Origin of the sequence: Acetobacterium wieringae (genome assembly GCF_026646375.1) — a bacterium.
GTDB lineage: Bacteria > Bacillota > Clostridia > Eubacteriales > Eubacteriaceae > Acetobacterium > Acetobacterium wieringae_A.
Genome location: NZ_JAIPPU010000003.1, coordinates 266245 through 289920 on the forward strand (window position 1 = coordinate 266245; position 23676 = coordinate 289920).

Below are 23676 nucleotides of genomic sequence, written 5' to 3' on the forward strand. Positions count from 1 at the left end.
TTTTTCTCCTGATCTTAATACTCGTCCCAAATCCCATCAAGAGCATTGATGACCTTCAGATAGCGGTTGTATTTCTTGTCGTACATGGCCAATTTGTCGGGATTGGGAACTGCTGTAAAAGCGATCTTGACCATCGCATCGGAAGCAGTTTTAAAGCTGTCGTAGGCGCCAGTGGCGACACCGGCACAGATGGCAGCACCCAAGGCGCCAAGCTCACTGCATTCGGTGACTTCGATGGGCACCTTAAGGATATCGGCAAACATCTGCACCCAGATGCGAGATTTGGCCACTCCTCCGGCAATCCGGATACTTTTGGGTGCTTCCCGATATTTAAGCAATTTTTCAATGTGATATTTGTGGCTGAAAACTATTCCTTCGTAAACCGCCCGGAGCATGTTGTCGCGGTTGTGATAGCTGGATAGTCCAACAAAGCAGGCCTTGGCGTTGATGTTGACATTACTTGCGTACAGAAACGGTAAAAACACGACACCACAGTCGTCATCTGCCACGCAATTTACGCAATTGTTTGAGTAATCATAAACATCCTGCTCTTTCAGATCGATGTCTCGGAGAATTTCGGTTAAAAACCACTCCAGATTACTAGCCGAGGTCGGGCTGCCTTCCAGAATCATCCAATAACCGGGGATTGGATAGATTGAGGTCATAAACAGTTCCTTGTCCACCACCGGGGTTTTGCTGATGTATTCGTTGATACTCCAGGTTCCGGCCACCACACACATCTTGTCCGTATCAGTGATCCCTACGGCCATTGCCGAGGCATGGATGTCCATGCAGCCGCCGGCTACCGGGGTGCCCTCCGCCAATCCGGTAAGTTTCGCTACTTCGTTGGTAATTGCCCCGCAGACCTCGCCGGAATAACGCAGCGGCGGCAGCTTATCAAAAATGCTTTCAAGACCCATGTCAGAAAGCAGCTCGCGGTCGTATTTGACATCGCGGACATTCATTAAACTCGAGCCGGACATATCAGCGATTTCGCCATAAACTTCCCCGGTCAAACGGAAACGGATATAATCCTTACACATAAAGATCCAGCGGGTTTCCTCCAAAACCTCAGGTTTATGATCCATAAACCAACGCAACAGCGTGGTCGGCTGTCCAGCAAATACACTCTGCATCGTCTTTGGCAAAATCTTGTCATGGGTGCCATCATTTTGCCATTTGATGACGTATTCCCGACCCCGAACGTCGGTTGAAATCATCCCGTTGGTGGTTTGACTGCCATCTGCCCGAACCAGATAAAGGCCATTGCCATGACCGGTTGCTGAAATCCCAATGATCTCGCTGCCATTAATCCCGGCTTTTTTTATCACCCCTTTGATGGCGGTGACATTGGCCTGCCACATTTCTTCCACATCCCGTTCGGTAAAACCCGGCTGCGGCTGGTACATCGCCGTTTTGGAACTGGATATGGCCACCTCATTGCCAGCCAGATCGTACAGAGCCGCTTTAATCATCGTGCCGCCATTGTCCAGCCCTAATAAATATTTTCCCATTTTAAAACCTCCATTTATTTTATATTTTAAAGTAATTGCAAAATTGCCGTGAGCGTTGTGCCAATTTTATATGCTTGATACTGACTACTGGGTCAGACCTCGCCGCTACGGGATCACATGTCACATTGTTCGTTGCTATGGTACGCCATCAATCACCATTCATCGGAGCGGGTCGTACCTGCCCGCAATCCCCCTGCTACGAAAAAAAGTCCTGCTTAATAAATGCGACAACACACATCGCATTTATTAAGCAGGACTCACACACTTACCATCTTGCACAGTCTATTTTGTTTTATTTAAAAAAAATTATCGCCATGTTACCACAGGGTCTTGTCACTAACCGTCAGCCCCTTGAACCCTCTGGCTCTGATTTTTTTCATCATCTCCCGGTCGCGGATAAAGCCACCGGCCAATAAAGGGATTTTTGCCACCGCCAACAGCGCCTGATAACAGTCAATGGCCATCACTGCCGGTAACAGTTCTGCGCCGTCAACCCGGGAGCAATCAATGATTTTCTGGGCCGTCTCAAAGGAGCGTGAATCATGCAGAAAAAATCGCTGAAAAGTCACCAGTCCGCATTGTTTAGCCATTCCCAGCTTGCCGCTGTCGGTTGACATCACGCCGTCGACATGGTAATAGTTTTTTAACAGCTTCATTCCCACCTGATCCTTACCGAAACCACCGAGCAACTCCAGATTTACCAGCGCCTTTTTATCCCGGCTATGTACCAGTCTAACCAGCTCCTGGAGATTGGCGATATGGGCTTCGGTGAGCAAAATCACCTGGGCCTTGCTGTTTAGCGCAAGTTCCAGATCACCCAGCCGACGAATTGAAGGGATCACCTGAAATTCTGAAAAATCAATCCAACTCATTTTTTCTCCTTATTGCCTAGATCATAGCACAGTGGCAATGAAACCGTCAACATTTTTTTAACAAGCGCTCTTCCGATGATTCGCTTTGAAGGTTGCCATTATTACTTATCCTTTAAAAACGCACTGACAATCGTTTTATAAATCAACGGCTGCTCAATATGATGGAGATGGGCCGAACTGGGAATGACTGCCATCGATCCCAGGGGAAATGCCATCTGAAAATCTTTAACCATTTTAACACCAGCCTCGTCGTGATCCCCACAGGTCAACAGCACGGGTACCTCGATTTCATGGAGCCGGGGCATCAGATCAAAATGCTTCAGTTTTCCATTAACGGTGAACTCGCTGGGGCCCCACATGGTTAAGTAAACATCCATATTCAGTTTGCCAAAGGATGCCGTAACGCTATCCGGCCAGGGATTTAGGCGACAGAGATAATTTGCATAATAAGCCTCGGTGGCCTGTTCATAGGCTTCATTAAAATCCTGATTTTTTTCAGCATCGACGATGATTTTTTGAATCGCTTCCGGCAGATTGGAAATATTTTCCATGGCGCATTCCTCCCACAGCGGAGTGCTTAAATAAGGTGCCGAAAGAATCAGGGCTTTAACAAACGGCGGTTGTTTCTCCAGCATATAGGCAGCGATCAGGCCACAGCCCCAGGACAGCCCCAGCAAAATTACCTCACGAAGCGCCAACCCCTGAATCACCGCATCGAGCTCGGCGACAAAGTACGCCACCGAATAATCGTTTTTGTCATCCGCCCGATCCGAGTTTCCGCTGCCTAACTGATCATAAAAATAGACTGGCCGATCGTCGCTAAAGTCGGCTATCACATCTGGAATGCTTACAAATCCCGGGCCACCGTGAACCACCAGAAGGGGCGTTTTGTGCGACGCTTCGCCGTAAACTGAATACCAGATCTTTTTGTCCTGATATGTGATGTAATCTTCTCTCATAACATGTTCTCCTCTGCACAAATTTTTAATTCGTCATTACAAAACTGCAACGCGCCTTTACATCAGGTGCGCAGCGTCGCCACGACCCGATCAGTATTTAATAACAAGTCCAGGGCCTCCAGCGGACTGGCAACCGCAATATCAGCCACCAACAGTGACTGCACACAACAGCCTTCTTTGCCCAGCACGACAACCGATAAACGGCTTTCCAAAAACATCTCCCGATCGTTATTGCCGTTGCCAATGGCCACATTGGTGGCTCCGCCGATTTTTTCAACAAAGGTCTTTTTCTTCAGAGCAATATTATCTTTATCAAAAATCTCAATTGTCAATGGCAGCTCGCCGCACTGAGCCCGAACCAACCCAAAGGTATCGGCGGTCAGAATATACACATCCACCCTCCGCTGGGCCAAAGCCACCAGTCTTTCTTTAAGCCCCTCCACCAGATAGCCATCCACCGCCAGGGTGCCATTGTAATCAAAGGTCACATGCTCCACGCAAATCGGCTCGTGGCCGGGAATTTCCAGATTAATCATTCTTTACCTCACATTTTTCCAATTTTAAAACAATCACCGTGGTCGCTTTCTTTTGACAATCTTTTTTGAGCCGGTTGGCCAATACCCCGTAAGCCTGGGGATTGAGTCCCGGAGGCGGCGTGTTGACAATGATCAGCTTTGGCCGCCGGATTCGGGCGATGCCATACTCCAGCCGGATGTATTCGGCATCGCTAAGATCGGCAATCCGGGTCTTCAACCGATCCTGAAGTCCCATCATTTTCGCCACCGTGGTCAGATTGATGCGATTCTCCCGAACCTGGAGCAGCAAAGCGAGCAGTACCGCACTGACCCGGATTTTGGCATGGCGCCGCTGGGGTTTTTCAAAAATAATGGCGTATTCCTGCTTGCGTAGCCGGTGCAACTGTTCCTGCTTGTCGCTGGTAAAGGTTTTTCGGTTAAAGATCAGCCGTTCATTGGGTTCCAGATGCTGACCGGTGATTTTTTTAAGGAAAGCCTTCTTTTCATTTTCCATGTGAAAGGTCTTTTCCATAAAGCCGTTCCGCTCAATGGCAAAGAGCCGCTTACCGCTCTTTCGAATCTGCAGCAGCGAAAAATCCCGGTAGCGGTCCAGGGATTCCCCCGAATTTTTAAAAACCGTAAGCATTGCCAGGGTCATCTCGTTGACCAGAGCAAAATCTTCCAGCGTGAAGCGGCCGCTTTTTTTATTGACCAGCTCCAACGCTCCAAATACTTCGGTTTCGTCAACCCCCAGGGGCACGGCGATTTCCGAGGTGATGGTAATACCCATGGCCCGGTCGAGACCGTCAAAATGAAGCTGATACTGTTTGGAATCCCGGATAAATAATGGCAGACCATCAAAAACGCACTGGGCTGCAATGCCGTATCCCTCCCGGAGTTTCAGCTGATACAAATCCTCGGCGCCGGGGCTTTTGATAATCAATGGATAAATAAAGTCGCCTTTCTGGTCCTGATCCTTTAACCAGATAATCGCCGCCTGGGCTTCGGTTACCAGCAGCATCTCATCCAGAGTGGTGCTGAAAAGCCGGGGCAGTGAGGTCACTTCTTTTAGTTTTTCCTGAAAATTTGCCATGCACTCGTCATGAGTCAACCGTTTTTCGGCGCTGTAATCCTTAAAAATCCGGGAGCGCAGCTGGCTGTTGGTTTCCCGGATCACCCGGGTGCCTTCGAGATTGCCAAATTCATCAAAATTTACCTCTTCAAAACCATGGATATTGATAAAGCGCTGGGCGGCATAGCGGTTTAGCGGGGCGGTACGGCTGATGTATGAAACATAGCTGGCCTTGCGGGTCGGATCATTGGCGTGAACAATATATTCAAACCGGTCGGTTTTTAATGCTTCTTTCTGGGTTTCGGTCATGGTGTACCAGCAATAGGGCTGGGCATTGACGCAATAGGCATTGGTATTTTCTTCCAGCCGGTTGATAAAGACATAAGTGGCCAGATTCCCACCTTTGGAATGCCCCAGAATATTACGTTCACCCAAGATCCCGGCCATGTGATCATCATAAAACGCCATCGCTTTGTGATGATGAGTTGTCACGACGCCCAAGGAAGCAATGAAACAGCCCCCCCAATCCAGAACCACACTGGACGGCTGGGTCTGTTCACAGCCGCTGAAGATCACCGCCCCGTTGTTTTCCCCATCTTCAAAGGCCAGTCCCACCAGGCTGGTTTTATTTTTACCGGTGGTGTTGCCGAACGGTCCATAATTATCGTTTATATACCCGGTGACGATCACATCGACCAGATTTTCACTGGCAGCGTAAATTTTTCGGAAATGCGCCTGCCGCTTTCGGGCAACCTTCCGACCATTTTTGGATCGACTGACAAAGCCCGGATAAACCGCATAACCACAAATATCCATGAGATCAATATATTCATCCAGCTTCATTGGCGTATTTCGGGTAATCGTATTTTTATATGCCGGGGGTAGATGAAAATAGACCATTTCAAGCAGTAGATATTTTTCCACGTCTAACAGATTGCTCATTTTCAGACTCATCGATTGTCCTCTTTTCTTTTAAAACGATAACAAGGTCCAGTTAAACCCAAGGGTTTCGGTTCTCAATTGCCTCTCTATTATAAGAAATCATATCATAAGTATTTGTAAAATAAAAGAATCAGAAACGCTAAACGCAACCTTGTCGATGTTTTTTTATGTTCGACGATCACCATTCAAAATCAGCCATATCGACAGGGCCTTTAACACCAATTGATAGTTTCTTAAAAAAATTGGATATTTTTTATTTTTGTTGCATTTGCAACCGACAATTTGAAAATAATGTAGTATCATTACCTCAACATCAGACGTGAGAGAAAAAACAACAGCACCAACAATCATGTCTGATCAATCAAACTGATCAGATGAATACGTTTAATACAGTTTATCAATTTTTTTATTAAAAAGAAATAAAATTGTTAGAATTACCTAGATTAAGGGTAGTTAACAGATAACGATGGTCTTTGCGGGGTTATTTCCTGTTAAATGCAGGTGATACATAAATAAGTTAAAATATTTTACGAGAGAGGTAAAAAGATGAAAGATATGTTTTGTTTTCAATGTGAACAAACGGCCAAAGGAACAGGATGTGAGGTCAGCGGGGTCTGTGGTAAAACACCCGTTGTTGCTGGCGATCAGGATAAGTTAGTCGGCGCCTGTATTGGACTATCCAAAGCCGTTTTAAAAACAGCGGCTACGGTCGCAACCGATGCCTGTATTAAAAAAGCCCTATTCACCACGGTTACCAATGTCAACTTTGACGATGAAAGCGTCAAAGCAATGGTCGACTGTGTCGACAAAATGAAGGCGGATCTGGATCCAACCGCTGAAGATTATGACATGGCTAAGCTTTGGGATGACAACGAAGACATCCGATCGCTTAAAACGCTAATCCTGTTAGGTGTTAAAGGGGTTGCTGCCTATGCGCATCATGCTGAAATACTCGGTTATAAAGATGCGGATGTTGATGCCTTCTTCTATGAAGCATTAGCCGCAGTTGGTTCTGATCTGGGTATGGACACACTACTGCCACTGGTTCTTAAAACCGGAGAAATCAATCTAAAAGTCATGGCACTGCTTGACAAAGCCAATACCGAAACTTACGGCACTCCCGTACCAACTGAAGTCCCATTAACCATCGAAAAAGGTCCATTTATCATCATCACCGGTCATGATTTACATGACTTAAAACTATTACTGGAACAAACCGAAGGCAAAGGTATTAACATTTATACCCATGGTGAAATGCTGCCTGCCCATGCTTATCCGGAACTCAAAAAATATGCGCACTTAAAAGGAAACTTCGGAACCGCATGGCAGAATCAACAAAAAGAATTTGCAGATGTCCCGGCGCCTGTTCTGTTCACTACCAACTGTATTATGCCAGTCAAAGAAAGCTACTCTGACCGTATTTTCACCACCGATGTGGTTCAGTACCCCGGGATGATCCATGTTGGCAAAGAAAAAGACTTTGCTCCTGTGATTGCCAAAGCGCTTGCCTTAGGCGGCTATCCAGAAGATAAACCAATGACCGGAATCAATGGCGGTACCAAAGTCCTGACCGGATTTGGCCGTGGCACGGTGCTGGGTGTCGCGGATAAGGTCATTGATGCCGTTAAAGCGGGTGCCATCAAACACTTCTTCCTGGTCGGTGGCTGTGACGGCGCAAAACCTGGCCGTAACTACTACACCGATTTTGTTAAACAAACCCCGGATGATACCGTTGTTCTGACCCTGGCCTGTGGTAAATACCGTTTCAACGATCTGGATCTGGGCACCATTGGCGGTCTTCCTCGACTGATGGATATGGGTCAATGTAATGATGCCTACTCTGCCATTATGGTCGCCGTTGCCCTGGCTGAAGCCTTCGACTGTGGCGTCAATGAACTACCACTCTCGATGGTATTGTCCTGGTACGAACAAAAAGCGGTTTGTATCCTCTTGACCCTGCTCCACCTGGGTATCAAAAACATCTTATTGGGACCATCACTGCCAGCCTTTGTTTCACCAAACGTATTAAACGTCCTGGTTGAAAACTACAACATCGGACCCATCTCGACCCCAGAAGCTGACATGGCAAAATGTCTGGGTCAAGCTTAATTTAAGAACCAATTTTTAACATCTTCAAACCAATAAAAAGTCTGTCAAAAATCCCCTAAAAAGGACTTTTGACAGACTTCAATCTTTACACCAAAAAACGTGAAGGAGGACTTGTTTATGGGTTACCAAACAACCACAGCGAAAATGAATGCGATTTTCGCTGACTTGTCAAAAGAGTATGTTATCTATGCCCCCAAACGGTATGTCGGCGATGGCACCTTTGTCCATATCGACACCATCCGTTACGGTGAAATCACCGATCTCTCTGAAATTGAATTTGCCGAAAAATCAAATTATTCATTTAAAGAGGTCTTGCTCCCCATTTCTGAAACCTTATTTTACTTTACCGAAAATGAAATGAAAGAAGCCGATGCCCCGAAAAAGGGAGCGATTGTGTTTTTGCGCAGCTGTGATCTCCACGGTCTTAAACGGATGGATGCCATTTATCTGGAAAACGGTGCGGTGGATACCTATTACAAACGGCTCCGGGACAACACCAAATTTATTCTGATGGGCTGTGAAAATTCCTTTGAAAACTGTTTCTGTGTGTCCATGGGCACACAACAAAGCGATGACTATGACGCTTACCTAAAGGTGGCTGGCGAAACCGTATTGGTAGACAGTCATTGGGATGTTCTGGATGCCGCCCTGGCTGGTGCAACTCAAACTCCGGTGATACCAGATTCCGTCACCGCTAATGATACGGTGGTAACCATTCCCGAGACCGTTCCCCAGACCCTGTTTGATTCACCCTTCTGGGAGGATTACGGTAATCGCTGCATCGCCTGCGGCCGCTGTAATTTTGTCTGCCCCACCTGTACCTGTTTCACCATGCAGGATATCTTCTACACCGACAACGGCAAAGCTGGCGAACGGCGTCGGGTTTGGGCTTCCTGTCATGTGGATGGCTACACCGACATGGCCGGCGGTCATGCGTTTCGAAACGACAAGGGGCAACGGATGCGCTTTAAGGTCATGCACAAGGTCAACGATTATAAACGGCGCTTCGGCACCCACATGTGTATCGGCTGCGGTCGCTGCGACGATGTTTGTCCCGAGTATATTTCTTTTGCCAATTGCATCAATAAGCTCGATGCTTTAGTTAACGACACCGCAAAGGAGGAAAATTAAATGGCCTTGACTGAATTAAATACAAGTAAATCAGAGAATCCTTATATTCCTTTCCTTTCTGAAATTACTGATGTAATCAAACATACCAAAATTGAATATACCTTCCGGATGACATACCATGGTGATGTCAAACCCGGCCAGTTTTTCGAAGTCTCCCTGCCAAAATTCGGGGAAGCCCCGATTTCGGTCAGCGGCATCGGTGATGGCACCGTGGATCTGACCATCCGTAAGGTCGGCAAGGTGACCGATGAGATCTTTGAGAATTATGTGGGCGACACCCTGTTTTTGCGAGGACCCTACGGCAACGGCTTTGATATCGCGAACTACAAAGACAAAGAAATTCTACTGGTCGCCGGTGGTACCGGTCTTTCCCCGGTCAAAGGGATCGTTGATTATTTCTCGGCCCACCCGGACGACTGCAAAGGCTTTACCCTGCTGGTCGGCTTTAAATCGCCCAAGGATATGCTCTTTAAAAAAGATTTTGAAATCTGGAAGAAGAACATTAATATCATTATGACGGTGGATTATCCGGACGAACACTATGACGGAAACTGCGGCCTGGTTACCCAATATATTCCCGAGTTGATGATCAAAGGTCTGACGGATGCCGTTGGAATTGTCGTCGGCCCGCCTATTATGATGAAATGCACAATCAGCGATCTACTGGCCAAAGGCTTCAAGGAAGAAAACCTGTGGATCTCCCAGGAACGAAAGATGTGCTGTGGCATCGGTAAATGCGGCCACTGCAAAATTGACGATACCTATATTTGTCTGGACGGCCCGGTATTTAATTACACCAAGGGAAAATTCTTAAAGGATTAGGAGGAGCGCCATGTTAGATCTGAACACCAAAAAGATAAAGAAGAATGCCTATCGCGTCACTAAGGTTCGTGGAGAAACAGCTTCCCGAGTCCGGGTTCCTGGAGGACTGTTGACCGCCGAGCTGCTGCCGCTGATTCAGAACATTGCCGAAACCTATGGCAACGGCAAAATCCATTTAACCACCCGACAGGGGTTTGAGATCCCGGGGATTAAATACACGGATATAGACGCTGTTAATGCCCTGCTACAGCCGATTATCGAAAAGCTCAATATCAATCAGGAAATCCCCGGCAAGGGCTACACCTCCGCCGGTACCCGCAACATTTCGGCCTGTATTGGCAGCAATGTCTGCCCCTTTGCCACCTATAACACCACCAATTTTGCCAAAAAGATGGAGCAGGAAATCTTTCCCAATGATCTCCATTTCAAGGTGTCCTTCACCGGCTGTGCCAATGACTGCATCAAAACCCGGATGCACGATTTTGGGATCATCGGTATGACCGAGCCTCAATATGAAAAAGAACGTTGCATGGGTTGTCAGGCCTGCGTCAAAGCCTGTAAGAAAAAATCGGTAGACGCCTTGTCGGTGGAAAATTACCGGATTGTCCGCAATACCGAAAAATGTGTAGGCTGCGGCGAATGCGTCATCAATTGCCCCACCCGGGCCTGGACCCGCAGCCCGGAAACCTACTACCGACTTGTAATTATGGGACGTACCGGCAAACGAAACCCTCGTTTGGCCGAAGACTTCCTGGTTTGGGCCACCGAAGACGCGATCATCAAAATTATCAAAAACACCTACGGTTTTGTGACGAATTACATCGATCGGGAAGCCCCCGGCGGTAAAGAACACATTGGCTATATCATTGACCGTACCGGTTTTTCCGAATTCAAAAAATGGGCTCTGGACGGCGTAGAGCTGGATTCCCGAACCATCGTCAAAGGTCCCATTTACTGGGGTGGTATTCATTACGACTGATTTTTCATACATTTGTCAAAACCGACCTAATCTCGATTAAGTCGGTTTTTTGTAACTGATCCTATGTATAACTTTTTTCTATCAATAAGCCATTTTTAAAAGCCGTGTTGATAGCAGCATTTTTACCATTGACTTCCAGTTTTTTGTAGACATTCTGAAGATGGGTTTTTACTGTAGTTGTAAAAAATGTATTTCCACGAATGTCTCATTTAATTATTTGATTTTATTTTAAATCAGGTAACTCCTTTTAACCTTCAATATGAATAATCACATCAGCCCAGTCATTGTAAAACGACGATTCATGGGAGACCAGAATCATACTGCCATTCCATTTAATCAGTTCTTTTTTTAGCACCTCTTTGGCATCCGCATCGAGATGATTGGTCGGCTCATCAAGAATTAAAAAATTGGCCGGCGTCAACATCAACAGACAGATTTTCACCTTGGACTGTTCCCCACCGCTTAGGGTGTTGATACTCTGGAGCATACTTTTTGCTTTTAAACCACACTGTGCCAGATAGCGCCGCACCTGACTCTGAGACAGCTTCGGGTAAACATCAGAAACCACCTGAATGGGGGTCAGTATGGGATTTTCCCAGTTGAGATCCTGTTCAAAATAAGCCACTTTGATATTATCGGCAAATTTAAATTTCCCGGAAATCGCTGGAATCTGTTTAACCAGGGTTTTTAGCAGGGTTGATTTGCCAATCCCGTTAAACCCGGTAATGACCGTTTTCTGACCCGACTCAATTTTGAAACTGAGTTTAGATAGCAGCGGATAATCATAGCCGATTTCCAGATCTTTGGTGCTCAAAGAACGCTGAGCAGAAATATGCAGTGAGCTAAAGCGAAAACTGGGTTTGGATACCAGTTCCGGTGGTGGTAGCCGATCGATTTTATCCAATTGTTTCTGTCGGCTTTTGGCCATGCTGGCGGTAGCGGCCCGGGCTTTGTTTTTAGAAATATAATCTTCAAATTTCTTGATTTCTTTTTTCTGAGCTTCAAACTCCCGGATATAGCTTTCCCGTCTGAGACCTTTAAGCTCAATGAACTTTGAAATGTTGCCGCTGTATTTCTTGATGGTGCAGAATTCAATGTCACAAACACAGGTGGTAATCTTGTCCAAAAAATCAAAGTCATGAGAGATTACCAGAAAGGTTCCCTCATAGGTTTTTAAATAATCGGTCAGCCATTCCACATGTTCTTTATCCAGAAAGTTGGTGGGCTCATCTAAAAGCAGGACATTGGGTTCTTCCAGTAGCAACTTCGCCAGAATAACCTTGGCCCGCTGTCCCCCGCTGAGATTCTCCAGAATGCTGTCCATCCCCAAAGCGGTAATCCCCAAACCGTCAGCAATCTTTAAAACACGGCTTTCCAGTTCATAAAATCCCGAGTTTTCCAGCAGGCTTTGCAGATCTGCGGCTCGGTTCATTGCTTTTTCACTGCAGTCTGTGGCCATGTTTTCATAAATTCTGGTCAGCTGGGCTTCCGTTTCGTAGAGTTCATGAAACGATGTTTTCAAATAGTCAAAAACCGTCATGTCCTGATCAATTTCGGCATGCTGATCCAGATAACCAACCTTAATGCCCTTCTGCCAGCGAATCTCCCCACCATCGGGAATGATTTCGCCAATTAAGGTATTTAACAACGTCGTCTTGCCAGTACCGTTGCGGCCGACAATCCCCATGTGCTCGCCTTTGAACAATTCAAAAGAAGCCTCCTGATATAAAATTTTATCACCAAACGAATGTGATAAATTGATAACATCCAATAATCCCATTTAAATTTCTCCTTTAAAAATTCACAAAAAAACAGAGAGTCACCTTTATACTGACTCTCTGTCATTATAAAAGGCCATAACGAGCATTGCGTCATGGCCTTAAAACTTTTCATTATGGTTATCGGTTTAAGCGCAGCAAAATAAAGTATAGCAATGCTACACTAAAAAACGCTTAGACCGATGAGCATAAAAGTTTTACACTTTATCTTTAGGCTCAAAACAATGTCTCATCGATAATCCCATTGTCAGAGCTGCATCAATTGTTAAAATCATCCTGCTATACCTTTCCGTTACTGCTATTAGTGTAGCAAAATTGCCTGGACTTGTCAAATGGCAGAAAAAACCAGCACCATTCATCCAGAACGGCACTGGCTTCTCAGTAATTGTTGTGATTAGAATTACATCAGTTTGCTGATATTTTTGGTAAAGGCCACCACATCGTCCAGTGGCAAGCCGGCAATCAGGCGGGCCTGATTGTAAAGCAGTTCGGTGTAAAGGGCAAACTGTTCCTCATCGGCTTCATAGAAAGTTTTGAGTTTCTGATAAACTGGATGGTTTTTGTTGATTTCCAATACTTTTTTGGCTTTCACGTCGCCGCCCTGAGGCATGGTGTTTAAGGTCATTTCCATTTCGATGGAAAGATCCCCTTCGGTGGACAGATAGGCCACGTCATCTTTTAAATGAGCGGTGGTTTTAACCTTGACCACCTCATCACCGATAAGTTCTTTCATTTTTGCCAACAGTTTTTCATCCACTTCGGAAGTCTGCTCAGTTTCGTCTTTCTGATCTTCTTCCGGTGCCTCCAAGCCCAGATTCTGGCTGGATACGGAACGGAATTCTTTTTCTCCGTATTGTCTTAAAGTCTGGGTAACAAACTCATCAATGGTTTCGGTTAAATACAGGATCTCATAATCTTTATCCTTGATGATGGAAACCTGGGGCAGCTTTTCAAGCTGACTGACCGATGACCCGGTGGCATAATAGATGTATTTCTGATCTTCCGGCATCCGCTCGACGTATTCCTTGAGGGTGACCATCTTCCCTTCTTTGGATGAGTAGAAGAGCAGGAAGTCCTGAAGTTTTTCTTTGTCCTGGCCCCATTTATCATAGGTTCCTACTTTTAACTGATTGCCAAAAGCTTTAAAGAATTTTTCATAGGTTTCCCGATCGTTTTCCTGCATTTTCTTCAGTTCTTCTGAAATTCGGGAATCGATTTTTCGGCTGATCAGACGCAGCTGACGATCCTGCTGGAGCATTTCCCGGGAAATATTCAAAGAGATATCCTCAGAGTCCACGACTCCTTTGACAAAACTGAAGTAATCTGGTAGCAGCTCACTGCATTTTTCCATGATCAGCACGCCGTTGGAATAAAGCTCCAGACCTTTTTCATAATCCCGGGTGTAATAGTCAAAAGGTGCCTGGCCGGGAATGTACAAAATCGCTTTATAGCTCATGGCCCCTTCAATACTGAGGTGGACATGAGCGAGCGGTGCATCAAAGCCCAATCGTTTGTCATGATAGAAATTGTTGTAATCTTCATCGGTCAGTTCATTTTTATTTTTGCGCCAGATCGGGATCATCGAGTTTAACACATCATCCGATAGATAGGTTTCATATTCCGGATTATCACTGTCTTTCGTTTCTTCTTTAATACGGCTGTTTTCAACTACCATTTTAATCGGGTAGCGGATAAAGTTGGAGTAATGCTCCACCAGATGACGGATTCGGTAGGGTTCCAGATAGTCGTCATAATTGTTGTCTTCGGTATTTTCCTTAAGATGCAAGGTTATTTTAGAGCCATGGGTTTTACGGGTTCCCGGTTCGATGGTATAACCGTCAGCCCCTTCTGAAACCCATATATAGGACGCTTCGGAATCAACCGCCCTGGTCTCCACAGTAACCTTATCAGCCACCATAAAAGCCGAATAGAAACCGACCCCAAACTGACCGATGATATCAAAATCTTCTTCCATTTCCTGTTCGCTTTTGAAATCGCTGGAGCCGCTTTTGGCAATGGTGCCCAGATTGTCGTCCAATTCCGCTTCGGTCATCCCGATCCCAGTGTCTTCAATGGTCAGGGTGCGGTTGTCCTTGTCGGGATGAATCCGGATATAGTAGTCGTCTTTATTAAAGGTTTTATCTTTGTCGGTTAATGTTTTGTAGTAAACCTTGTCGATGGCATCCGATGCATTTGAAATCAATTCCCGTAGAAAAATTTCTTTATTGGTATAAATTGAATTGATCATCAAATCCATCAGACGCTTGGATTCAGATTTAAACTGCTTCTTTTCCATAACATACCTCTTCTTCATTTTGTATATTGTTAGCACTCTTTCAGAAAGAGTGCTAACAATATTGTAAGTAACTTTATTAAAAGTGTCAACACTTTTAATGATTTTTTAAGGCTGAACAACTGCTCAGAACTAAGTAACTGTTCCCAATTAAAAATGCCCGGACAAGCAACGTTGCCGGACATCTTTTGTTTAGTAGTATCTTACAATTTAAATTCAGTGGTAAAGCGACGAATTGCTTCTTCGGTGTTTTCTTTACTGCCAAAAGCGGTCAGCCTAAAATAGCCTTCACCGCTGGGGCCAAAGCCCACTCCAGGGGTTCCGACAATGTTGACCTCGGTGAGGAGTTTGTCAAAGAAAGTCCAGGAATCCATACCTTCCGGTGTTTTCAGCCAAATATAGGGAGCATTGACCCCGCCAAAAACTTCAATGCCAGTACTGGCAACCCCTTCCCGGATCATCTTGGCGTTATTCATATAATATGCCACGAGAGCCTTGATCTGAGCCTGACCGGCTTCGGTATACACCGCTTCAGCACCTTTTTGAATAATATAAGGTACCCCATTAAATTTGGTGCAGTGGCGGCGGTTCCACAGTTTATTGATTTCAACTGGTTCCCCGGCTTCGGTATAGCCCATCACTTCTTTGGGCACCACGACATAGGAGCAACGGGTTCCAGTGAAGCCGGCATTCTTAGAAAAACTGCGGAATTCAATGGCAACCGCTTTGGCACCTTCGATCTCATAGATACTATGGGGGACATCATCTTCCTGAATATAGGCTTCATAAGCAGCATCGTACAGAATAATGGCCTGATTGGCTTTGGCATAATCCACCCATTTTTTCAGTTCCGTTTTATTAATCGTCGTGCCAGTGGGGTTATTGGGAAAACACAGATAGATTAAATCGACCTTTTCGGTTGGCAATTGAGGAACAAAGCCATTTTCAGCAGTACAGGGAATGTAGACCATGTCGCTCCACTTGCCATCAGCCCCCAAGGTGCCACTTCGACCAGCCATCACGTTACTGTCCACATAGACCGGGTATACCGGATCAGTGATAGCGATTCTGGTATTCTGGCTGAAGATTTCCTGGAAATTTGCGGTATCGCTTTTAGAACCATCACTGACAAAAATCTCGTCCACCGCCAAATCAACGCCCCGGGCTTTAAAATCAAACTCGATGATTTTTTCCAACAGAAAATCATAACCCTGTTCCGGGCCATAGCCCTTAAATGTTTTTTCGCTGGCCATTTCGTCAACTGCGTAATGTAAGCCGGTAATGACTGCTTCAGGCAGCGGTTTTGTCACATCGCCAATCCCCAATCGAATGATGTTTGCCTCCGGATTAACCGTTTTGTAAGCTTCCACCCGTCTGGCTATTTCAGAGAACAGGTAGGAACCAGGTAATTTCAGATAATTTTCATTAATTAATGCCATTTTATTTTTTCCTTTCGTTATCGTCTTCTTTATTAAAATACTACCATGCGCTTAATTGGCAGTTACACGAAACAATTCTTACACTGCACGGTGAACAGTCTATCGACTGTTCGCCTACACGTTAAAGAATTGTTTGAGAAACCACCGATTAAGCAATCATTTTTCGTTGATTTATACTGATTGCATGAACTTTTTATCTGATGATACTACTTTTCCCACTTGGAAAAATCCAAGGTGGCAAAATAGTCGGCTGGGGTTTCAGCCCGACGGATCAGTTCGGTGCTGCCATCTTCTTTTAGCAATACTTCTGCGGAACGCAACTTGCCGTTGTAGTTATAGCCCATAGCAAAACCGTGGGCCCCAGTATCGTGAAGAACCACCAGATCGCCGATATCGATTTTGGGAAGCTTGCGGTCGATGGCGAACTTATCATTGTTTTCACATAAGCCACCCGTGACATCGTAGACGTGATCCAAGGGAGCATCTTCCTTACCCATCACGGTGATGTGATGATAGGCCCCATACATGGCCGGGCGCATCAGGTTGGCAGCACAGGCATCAAGACCAATATATTCTTTGTGGGTATGTTTTTCATGCAGGGCAGTAGTGACCAGATGGCCAAATGGACCCAACACAAAACGGCCGAGTTCGGTATAAATGGCAATATCATCCATACCAGCAGGCACCAGTATTTCTTCAAAGGCTTTTTGAACCCCCCGGCCCACTTCGTAAATATCAGTGGGTTGCTGATCGGGCAGGTAAGGAATCCCGACCCCACCAGAGAGATTGATAAAGGCAATGTGAGCACCCGTTTCCTGATTCAGCTCTACCGCAGTCTGGAACAGAATTCGGGCCAAAGCCGGATAATATTCATTGGCAATGGTATTGCTGGCTAAAAAGGCATGAATTCCAAAATGCTTGACTCCTTTACTTTTTAAAATCTTGAATCCTTCCGTCATCTGTTCCCGGGTGAAACCATATTTGGCCACTTGGGGTGTATCCATAATGGCGTTATCGATAACAAAATCACCACCGGGATTAAATCGGCAACTGATCGTTTCTGGCAGTCCCGCCACCTCTTCTAAAAAGTCAATATGAGTAATATCATCCAGTGTAATCAGGGCATTGAGCTTTCGTGCTAAAACAAAATCTTCCCGAGGCGTAACATTGGAGGTAAACATAATATCCTCACCAGCAAAACCAACAGTATCTGACATCATCAGCTCTGTATAAGATGAGCAGTCCACTCCACAGCCTTCTTCTTTTAATATCTGCAAAATGGTCGGGTTGGGAGTCGCTTTGACTGCAAAGTACTCTTTATAACCCTTGTTCCAGGAAAATGCCTCCTGTAGCTTACGCACATTTTCGCGGATGCCCTTTTCATCATAAAGATGGAAGGGAGTTGGGTATTGTTTAACAATTGCTTCTAACTTTTCTTTGTTAACAAACGTTTTTTTCATATTATTGATTTCCTTTCGTCATTTCAATCAGCTTTATTTCATTTTTCATAGCATCTTTAAACAAATCCACCAGATTCTGCTTTCGGGAGTAAAGGCAGGTGGAATACTCGCCATTATTGATATCGCCAGTGAGGACATTGGTAGAATCGGCAATCAGCCGAATCTGCTGGAGGGGTTGATCAGAACGATGAATAATCGTTCCTGACAATACCCAGGCGCCATTGGTAATGATCACCATCTTGATGCCTCGGTCAACCGCTGCTTTTATATCCGGGGTTACGGTTTCCAGAATTTGACCTGGTACCGAAATGTATACCCGCTCACGGGCTTCCAAAATCATATTGCGCAGTTTATTAAGAATATTCCCTTCCCCTTTGATGGTGATATAACCTTCCACCGTATCCCGTTTGCGGGGAATGGTATCAATCAGCTCCTGCCTGGCAGCCTGGAGCTTTCGGATCTTATTGTCACAGAATTCTGATATAGCTACCGGAGTATAACGGATGGTCGCTTCTTCAATCACATAGGCCCCCCCCTTTTCCACCAGGGACGCCAGCGAGGTATAGGCATTGGATCGTGAGATACCAGTCGTCTTGGCCACCTCGTAACCATTCAAATCGCCTTCGGCCAGCAGGGTTAAATAAATCACCGCCTCATGACGGGTCAGCCCAAATTGTGTCAATCGTTCAACTATTTCCATAATCATCAGTCCTTATTACTAGTCAGTTGGCACTTTCACCTAAACACCTTAATCACCAGTTCCGTTTTTAACGCGTGTAATTTATAGTGTTCCTACTTAGTAAGTCTACACTAGTTTTTCACTGCTGTCAAGAATGATTATAAAAAAAACAGCATGAAAAAATCATGCTGTTTTAAATCCCTGTCCAGGTTACTTACGGCCCCACGTATTGATCATTGGCAAAGGTTCCCACATAGGTGGTTCCGTCAGCCATGGTCAGTGTACCTTTTCCATGCATCATGCCTTCTTTAAATTCCCCCACATAGGTATTACCCTGATCCGTCTTGGTTCCGTAACCATCCAGTTTGCCATACTTCCATTCACCCTGGAATTTTGTTCCCTCATATCCAGTTGCTGTCCCCTGACCATGAAGCTTGCCATCCTTCCATTCGCCTTCATAGATCACGTCCTCAGAGTATTCAAACTTACCATAACCATTCGGCATGCCATTTTTCCATTCTCCGGTATAGACTCCACCACCAAAAGTATGGGTACGTACGCAGCCACTGGTTGTTAACAGCAGACCTGACACCATTAATAACGCAACTAATCTTGAAATCATTCTTGTTCTCATTTGATCCCCCTATTTCTAATGCATCCTTTTCTGCTGTCTCAGCTAATCAAGAATTAAGGTTTATTATATCGTATCGAGAGCAGTTAATAAATATTAAAACGACTTGATACAGATTAATTTACACATTTTTCTTTATCAGCCTTAAAACGAAGTGACCAAGCAGTCAGCTGCCGACTAAAAACAGCGTTCGAATTAACACCATATACAATCCCGTTCCAGCAGCAATGCTTAGAAAAACGTTTTTTCTGAGCCAATGAACAACAATTACAGCTGCCACGCTTAATAACTCTGGTAATCCATAGGGATAGGCAGTCAGGATCGTATTTCGCAAACAAAAAACCACCAGGATAATCATGATTGCTGCAGGTAAAACCGTTCCGAGATAACTTACCGTATCTGGCAATTTTTTTTTGCCTCCAAAAAATATGAACGGTAGTGCTCGGGTAATAATTGTTACCAGCGTCACTATTGCCAAAGCTTCGATGGTACTGATCCAGTTAATACTCATAGGTGATCTCCTCCACCCCATCAATTGACACTTGTTTGCACTCTTGAACCGGTGGCTTTTTTTGCGCATCTGTTAATCTCGATTTCACCATAATCAGCACCAGCACGCTGAGGGTTAAGGCTGGCAAAATAAACTGACTGGGGCCCAGAATAAAATAAAATACCACGGCGCTGATTAACCCGATAATTGCGGGCCCATGCGTGTTCATCGATTTCCACTGATTCATGCAAACGGTAATAAAAAAAGCCGTCGCAGAAAATTCGATTCCAGTTAAATCGTAGGGAATCAACTGTCCAAATAGGGCACCTGCTACACAGCTTAAAATCCAGACCAGATGCAGAATCAGGGTTAAATAAAAATCACTCTGTCGGGCATCCACATCCTCTGGATATTGCATATTACAAAAAATGGAGTAAACTTCATCGGTCAAGGTCACAACCATATATGGATACTTTCGTCCCATCTTCCTGAATCGATCAATAAAGGCAAGGCCGTAAAAAATATGCCGGGCATTGACAAAAAAAGTCATCAGCGCAATGGTACTCAGTGAAGCACCGGCGGTAAGCAGTGAAACCATCACGATCTGCATCGATCCGGCATAAATAAAAAGACCTGAGATGAATGACCACCCAGCGGTATAACCGGCCTCATCCATTAAAACGCCAAAAGCGATCCCAATAAACAAATATGGAAACAGCACCGGAATTGCTTGTTTAAAGGCAAAAATAAAACTCTTCATAAGACACTTCCTTCCTGTGGTGTGATTTTTGCCTTATTTTACCACGCAAAAATACGCCATACAATAAATTAAATGTATGGCGTACAAATTAGCTACAATTATCCAGAAGGTTTTTTAATATGATTAGTCCCTGTTCCAGTTCAGCCAGGGTTTCCGGGGCACAGACCGACATCCGTACCGCCCGACTGGGGAGACTATTGCCAACGGTAAATCGCTCGGCACCGTAAACCCGAACACCTTGCTCCATTGCCAACGCCTCAAAAGCTGATCCGGTTATCGTATCCGGCAACTCCAGCCACCGAAAGATGCTGGTTTCATCGCCGCGACAGTTATAGTCGCTGAGGGTGCGGTTCACCAATTGATTGCGCTGTCTGGCATTTTGCTGATGGCTTTTGATAAATTGGTCCAGCTGTCCCGAGACGATAACCCGCGCCGCCAGCACGGCCATTAACGGCGAAACGGAAATATTGAGGTTATACAAAGCCTTCGATATCTGTTTGCGGTAAGCCTGGGGTACCGACAGATAGGCCATTCGTAAACCAGGGGCTAAGGTTTTTGACATACTGGCGATATAAATGGTCTGCTCCAGGGCGAAGGATGCCACAGCCGGTCGGGTATTTTTTGCTAGTAAATGATAGGCCCCATCCTCGATGATAAAAATTTTCTGGTCTCTGGCAATCTCTGCCAAAGTGCGACGACGGTCAATGGACATCGTATGGGTGGTGGGATTGTGATGATCCGGAATCAGATAAATCCCCTTAATATTTTCATTGCGACAGCTATCCATCAGTGCGTCACCATCCATTTCTCCATCACGATGGCGAATGGGAACCAGCTGTATCCCCAACATTGAGGCCGTCGTTTTAAGCCCAGAATAGGTGTGGGGATCAGCTCCGATTTTATCACCATGACGACAAAGTCCTGCCAAAATGGCAGATACAGCGTTTTGACCACCGTTGGAGAACAGAATGCTTGCCGGTGCTGGATAAAAGCCCCCTTTTTCCATCAGCTTCACCGCCGTATCTTTCAACCAGATATTTGCGTTGGGTCGACTGTAATTAAATAGCTTATCGGCATCGGCTTCGTTAAGCATATCTTTCAAACAACCAATGAGTGGTGAAAAGGTGGCTGTATCCGGAAAAACCGCGCCCAACTCAATCAGATTCCGGGGTTTGTCATCTGGCAGCAGATATGCATTAGCCAGAGCATCGAAGGACACAAAGGTGCCACTCCCGACTGTCGCACTGAGAAGGCCTTTTAACTCACAAACCTTGCAGGCCTTGGAAACGGTACTGACATTAATATCCAAAAAGTCTGCCAGTTCCCGCTGCGGTGGCAGCTTTGTTCCCGGTAACAGCTTCCCGGTTTTGATGTCTTGCTCCAATTGCCGGGCCAGGGAGAGGTACAAAGGCTTACTCTGTTGATCCAGCATGGGCTTCCAGGACATCGGATAATCTTCAAACGAATTGACTGGCATGGCTATGACTCCTTTTAAACAATATTCATCCAATTCTATCGAAAACCTCTGTCACCGTCAAGATGGCAGAGGTTTTCTGATTGAATCAAACAAGTTAAGTTTTTATAATAGCTCTTATTTCTTCGCAAGTTCTTTTAAGATCTCTAGTTAGGGTCTCTAACTCTTCTACTTTTTCATCGGGTAACGCCTCGCTGATCGCTACCCCAGGAATAGCCAGCAAATTATCCAGTTCATCATGGATGTCGCCCAGATTATCCTTTAGTTTATTGATTTGATTTTTTAAATCAATCCGTTCTTTGATCCCAGCCATCGTCATAGCATCATCGTCCAGACTGTATTCGGAGACATCCTCAACCACTGTGCAGTCAAAACCTAAGATTCTTTTTGCTGTATCAGCAAAGGTCTTTTTTGCTTCTACTTCCCCATGCACCAAAAATATTTTTTTGGGTTTCTCTTTAAATCCCGATAACCATTTTAGCAGATCATTTTTATCCGCATGGGCTGAGAATCCTTCCAGGAAATAGATTTCGGCACTAACATGGATACGTTCACGGAGAATGCGAACATATTTTTCGCCACTGATAATTGCCCGTCCGGTGGTACCTTCTGCCTGATAGCCGACAAAAATAATGCTGGATTTCGGTTTCCAGAGATAGTGTTTCAGGTGATGTCGAACCCGACCGGCATCAGCCATTCCACTGGAAGAAATAATGACCTTCGGTGAAGTGTTCTCGTTTAGAGCTTTGGATTGATCGATACTCTTGGTAAAATTGAGATTTCTGAAATAGAAAAGCTCCTCGCCACTTTTGATCCGCTCTTTGATTGCATCATTGAAATAATGGGCATTTTTTCGAAAAATAGTTGTTGCATCTGTGGCCAGAGGGCTGTCAACATAGACATTTACCTTGTCCAACTGATTCTGATGGAACTCATGGTGGTCATAAAACAGTTCCAATTCATGAATCAGATCCTGGGTTCGCCCCAAGGCAAAGGCCGGTACGACCACCGTGCCCCCACGAGCGACGGTTTTAAAAATAATCTCCAGGAAACGCTTCCCGCTTTCCTGTTGTGTTTCATGGGCACGATCGCCATAGGTCGTTTCCATGATCAGATAGTCTGCTGATGCAATCAGGGTTGGATCATTGAGCATTCGCTGATTAACGGCTCCAATGTCCCCGGAATAAACCAGTTTGGTGGTTTTGCCACCATCTTCAATCCACATTTCGATGATGGCAGCTCCCAATATATGGCCAGCTTCATTGAGCCGAATCTTGATTTGGGAATTGATCTCAAAACACTGCCCATAAGCTACTGGAAAAAAATACTGCGAGCAGCGGGCCGCATCTTCCGCAGTATACAGCGGTTGAACCTGCCGTTGACCGGAACGGGTTGTTCGTTTATTAATCCATATAGCATCCATTTCGTGAATATTGCCACTATCCTCAAGCATGATATCAGCTATTTCGGCGGTTGCTCCAGTACAGTATATTTTCCCGGTAAATCCTTGTTTAACCATCAATGGAATCCGACCGCAATGATCCACATGAGCATGACTTAATAGTATAAAATCGATCTCAGCTGGATCAAAATCAAAGGCCTGATAATTTAATTCTTCCAGGGCTTCACTCCCCTGAAACAAACCGCAGTCCAGGAGGAATTTGCTGTGATCGGTGGTCACCAGATGGCAAGAACCAGTGACGGACATCGCCGCTCCTAAAAATTTAATTTTCATTTTCATTCTCCTGTTCGTGTTA

General features: G+C 45.3%; 19 protein-coding genes. 4 read left to right on the forward strand and 15 right to left on the reverse strand.

The window, feature by feature from the left end; all coding sequences use genetic code 11:
• Positions 1 to 14 precede the first annotated feature (14 nt).
• The 5 genes from Q7P33_RS04640 to Q7P33_RS04660 form a co-directional block, all read right to left on the reverse strand.
• On the reverse strand, positions 15 to 1514 hold the full coding sequence (locus tag Q7P33_RS04640) for an FGGY-family carbohydrate kinase (protein WP_303867805.1): 1500 nt from the start codon (positions 1512 to 1514) through the stop codon (positions 15 to 17).
• A gap of 317 nt (positions 1515 to 1831) precedes the next feature.
• Complete coding sequence (locus tag Q7P33_RS04645) at positions 1832 to 2386, reverse strand: glycerol-3-phosphate responsive antiterminator (RefSeq protein ID WP_303867807.1); 555 nt, start codon at positions 2384 to 2386, stop codon at positions 1832 to 1834.
• A 101-nt stretch (positions 2387 to 2487) separates the two neighbouring features.
• Positions 2488 to 3345: a proline iminopeptidase-family hydrolase gene (locus tag Q7P33_RS04650; RefSeq protein ID WP_303867809.1), complete on the reverse strand. Its 858-nt coding sequence runs from the start codon at positions 3343 to 3345 to the stop codon at positions 2488 to 2490.
• A gap of 62 nt (positions 3346 to 3407) precedes the next feature.
• Positions 3408 to 3881, reverse strand: a complete 474-nt coding sequence (locus tag Q7P33_RS04655; RefSeq protein ID WP_303867811.1) for an HAD family hydrolase — start codon at positions 3879 to 3881, stop codon at positions 3408 to 3410.
• Positions 3874 to 5886: a GAF domain-containing protein gene (locus Q7P33_RS04660; RefSeq protein WP_303867813.1), complete on the reverse strand. Its 2013-nt coding sequence runs from the start codon at positions 5884 to 5886 to the stop codon at positions 3874 to 3876. The genes Q7P33_RS04655 and Q7P33_RS04660 overlap by 8 nt, the downstream gene beginning before the upstream one ends.
• Positions 5887 to 6420: 534 nt before the next feature.
• On the opposite strand from Q7P33_RS04660, the gene hcp reads away from it, so the two are divergent.
• From hcp to asrC, 4 genes are all read left to right on the forward strand, one after another.
• On the forward strand, positions 6421 to 7983 hold the full coding sequence (gene hcp, locus Q7P33_RS04665; RefSeq protein ID WP_303867815.1) for a hydroxylamine reductase: 1563 nt from the start codon (positions 6421 to 6423) through the stop codon (positions 7981 to 7983).
• Between the two features lie 117 nt (positions 7984 to 8100).
• The gene (gene asrA, locus Q7P33_RS04670; RefSeq protein WP_303867817.1) at positions 8101 to 9114 is read left to right on the forward strand and encodes an anaerobic sulfite reductase subunit AsrA; all 1014 of its coding nucleotides are present in this window, start codon (positions 8101 to 8103) and stop codon (positions 9112 to 9114) included.
• Positions 9115 to 9936, forward strand: a complete 822-nt coding sequence (asrB, locus tag Q7P33_RS04675) for an anaerobic sulfite reductase subunit AsrB (protein ID WP_303867820.1) — start codon at positions 9115 to 9117, stop codon at positions 9934 to 9936.
• Between the two features lie 10 nt (positions 9937 to 9946).
• Positions 9947 to 10915 carry a sulfite reductase subunit C gene (gene asrC, locus Q7P33_RS04680; protein ID WP_303867822.1) on the forward strand — a complete coding sequence of 323 codons (969 nt, stop codon included), beginning with the start codon at positions 9947 to 9949 and terminating at the stop codon, positions 10913 to 10915.
• Positions 10916 to 11162: 247 nt separating this feature from the next.
• Here asrC and Q7P33_RS04685 read toward each other — a convergent pair whose 3' ends face one another.
• The 10 genes from Q7P33_RS04685 to Q7P33_RS04730 all read right to left on the reverse strand — a co-directional run bounded on the left by Q7P33_RS04685 (position 11163) and on the right by Q7P33_RS04730 (position 23654).
• Entirely contained in the window at positions 11163 to 12695 is a 1533-nt protein-coding gene (locus Q7P33_RS04685) for an ABC-F family ATP-binding cassette domain-containing protein (protein ID WP_303867824.1), read from the reverse strand.
• A gap of 398 nt (positions 12696 to 13093) precedes the next feature.
• Positions 13094 to 14989: a molecular chaperone HtpG gene (htpG, locus tag Q7P33_RS04690; RefSeq protein WP_303867826.1), complete on the reverse strand. Its 1896-nt coding sequence runs from the start codon at positions 14987 to 14989 to the stop codon at positions 13094 to 13096.
• A gap of 200 nt (positions 14990 to 15189) precedes the next feature.
• Complete coding sequence (locus Q7P33_RS04695; RefSeq protein ID WP_303867828.1) at positions 15190 to 16425, reverse strand: LL-diaminopimelate aminotransferase; 1236 nt, start codon at positions 16423 to 16425, stop codon at positions 15190 to 15192.
• 206 nt (positions 16426 to 16631) lie between these two features.
• Positions 16632 to 17885: a diaminopimelate decarboxylase gene (locus Q7P33_RS04700; protein ID WP_303867831.1), complete on the reverse strand. Its 1254-nt coding sequence runs from the start codon at positions 17883 to 17885 to the stop codon at positions 16632 to 16634.
• Between the two features lies 1 nt (position 17886).
• Positions 17887 to 18585, reverse strand: coding sequence for a TrmB family transcriptional regulator (locus Q7P33_RS04705; RefSeq protein ID WP_303867833.1), 699 nt, complete (start codon positions 18583 to 18585; stop codon positions 17887 to 17889).
• A gap of 193 nt (positions 18586 to 18778) precedes the next feature.
• Positions 18779 to 19198: an MORN repeat-containing protein gene (locus Q7P33_RS04710; protein WP_303867835.1), complete on the reverse strand. Its 420-nt coding sequence runs from the start codon at positions 19196 to 19198 to the stop codon at positions 18779 to 18781.
• A gap of 163 nt (positions 19199 to 19361) precedes the next feature.
• Positions 19362 to 19706 (reverse strand): branched-chain amino acid transporter permease, encoded by a 345-nt coding sequence (locus tag Q7P33_RS04715; protein WP_303867838.1) that lies wholly within the window; start codon positions 19704 to 19706, stop codon positions 19362 to 19364.
• Positions 19696 to 20445 (reverse strand): AzlC family ABC transporter permease, encoded by a 750-nt coding sequence (locus Q7P33_RS04720; RefSeq protein WP_303867840.1) that lies wholly within the window; start codon positions 20443 to 20445, stop codon positions 19696 to 19698. The genes Q7P33_RS04715 and Q7P33_RS04720 overlap by 11 nt, the downstream gene beginning before the upstream one ends.
• A gap of 88 nt (positions 20446 to 20533) precedes the next feature.
• Positions 20534 to 21922: a PLP-dependent aminotransferase family protein gene (locus Q7P33_RS04725; protein WP_303867842.1), complete on the reverse strand. Its 1389-nt coding sequence runs from the start codon at positions 21920 to 21922 to the stop codon at positions 20534 to 20536.
• Between the two features lie 94 nt (positions 21923 to 22016).
• Complete coding sequence (locus Q7P33_RS04730) at positions 22017 to 23654, reverse strand: MBL fold metallo-hydrolase RNA specificity domain-containing protein (RefSeq protein WP_303867845.1); 1638 nt, start codon at positions 23652 to 23654, stop codon at positions 22017 to 22019.
• Positions 23655 to 23676: the final 22 nt, after the last annotated feature.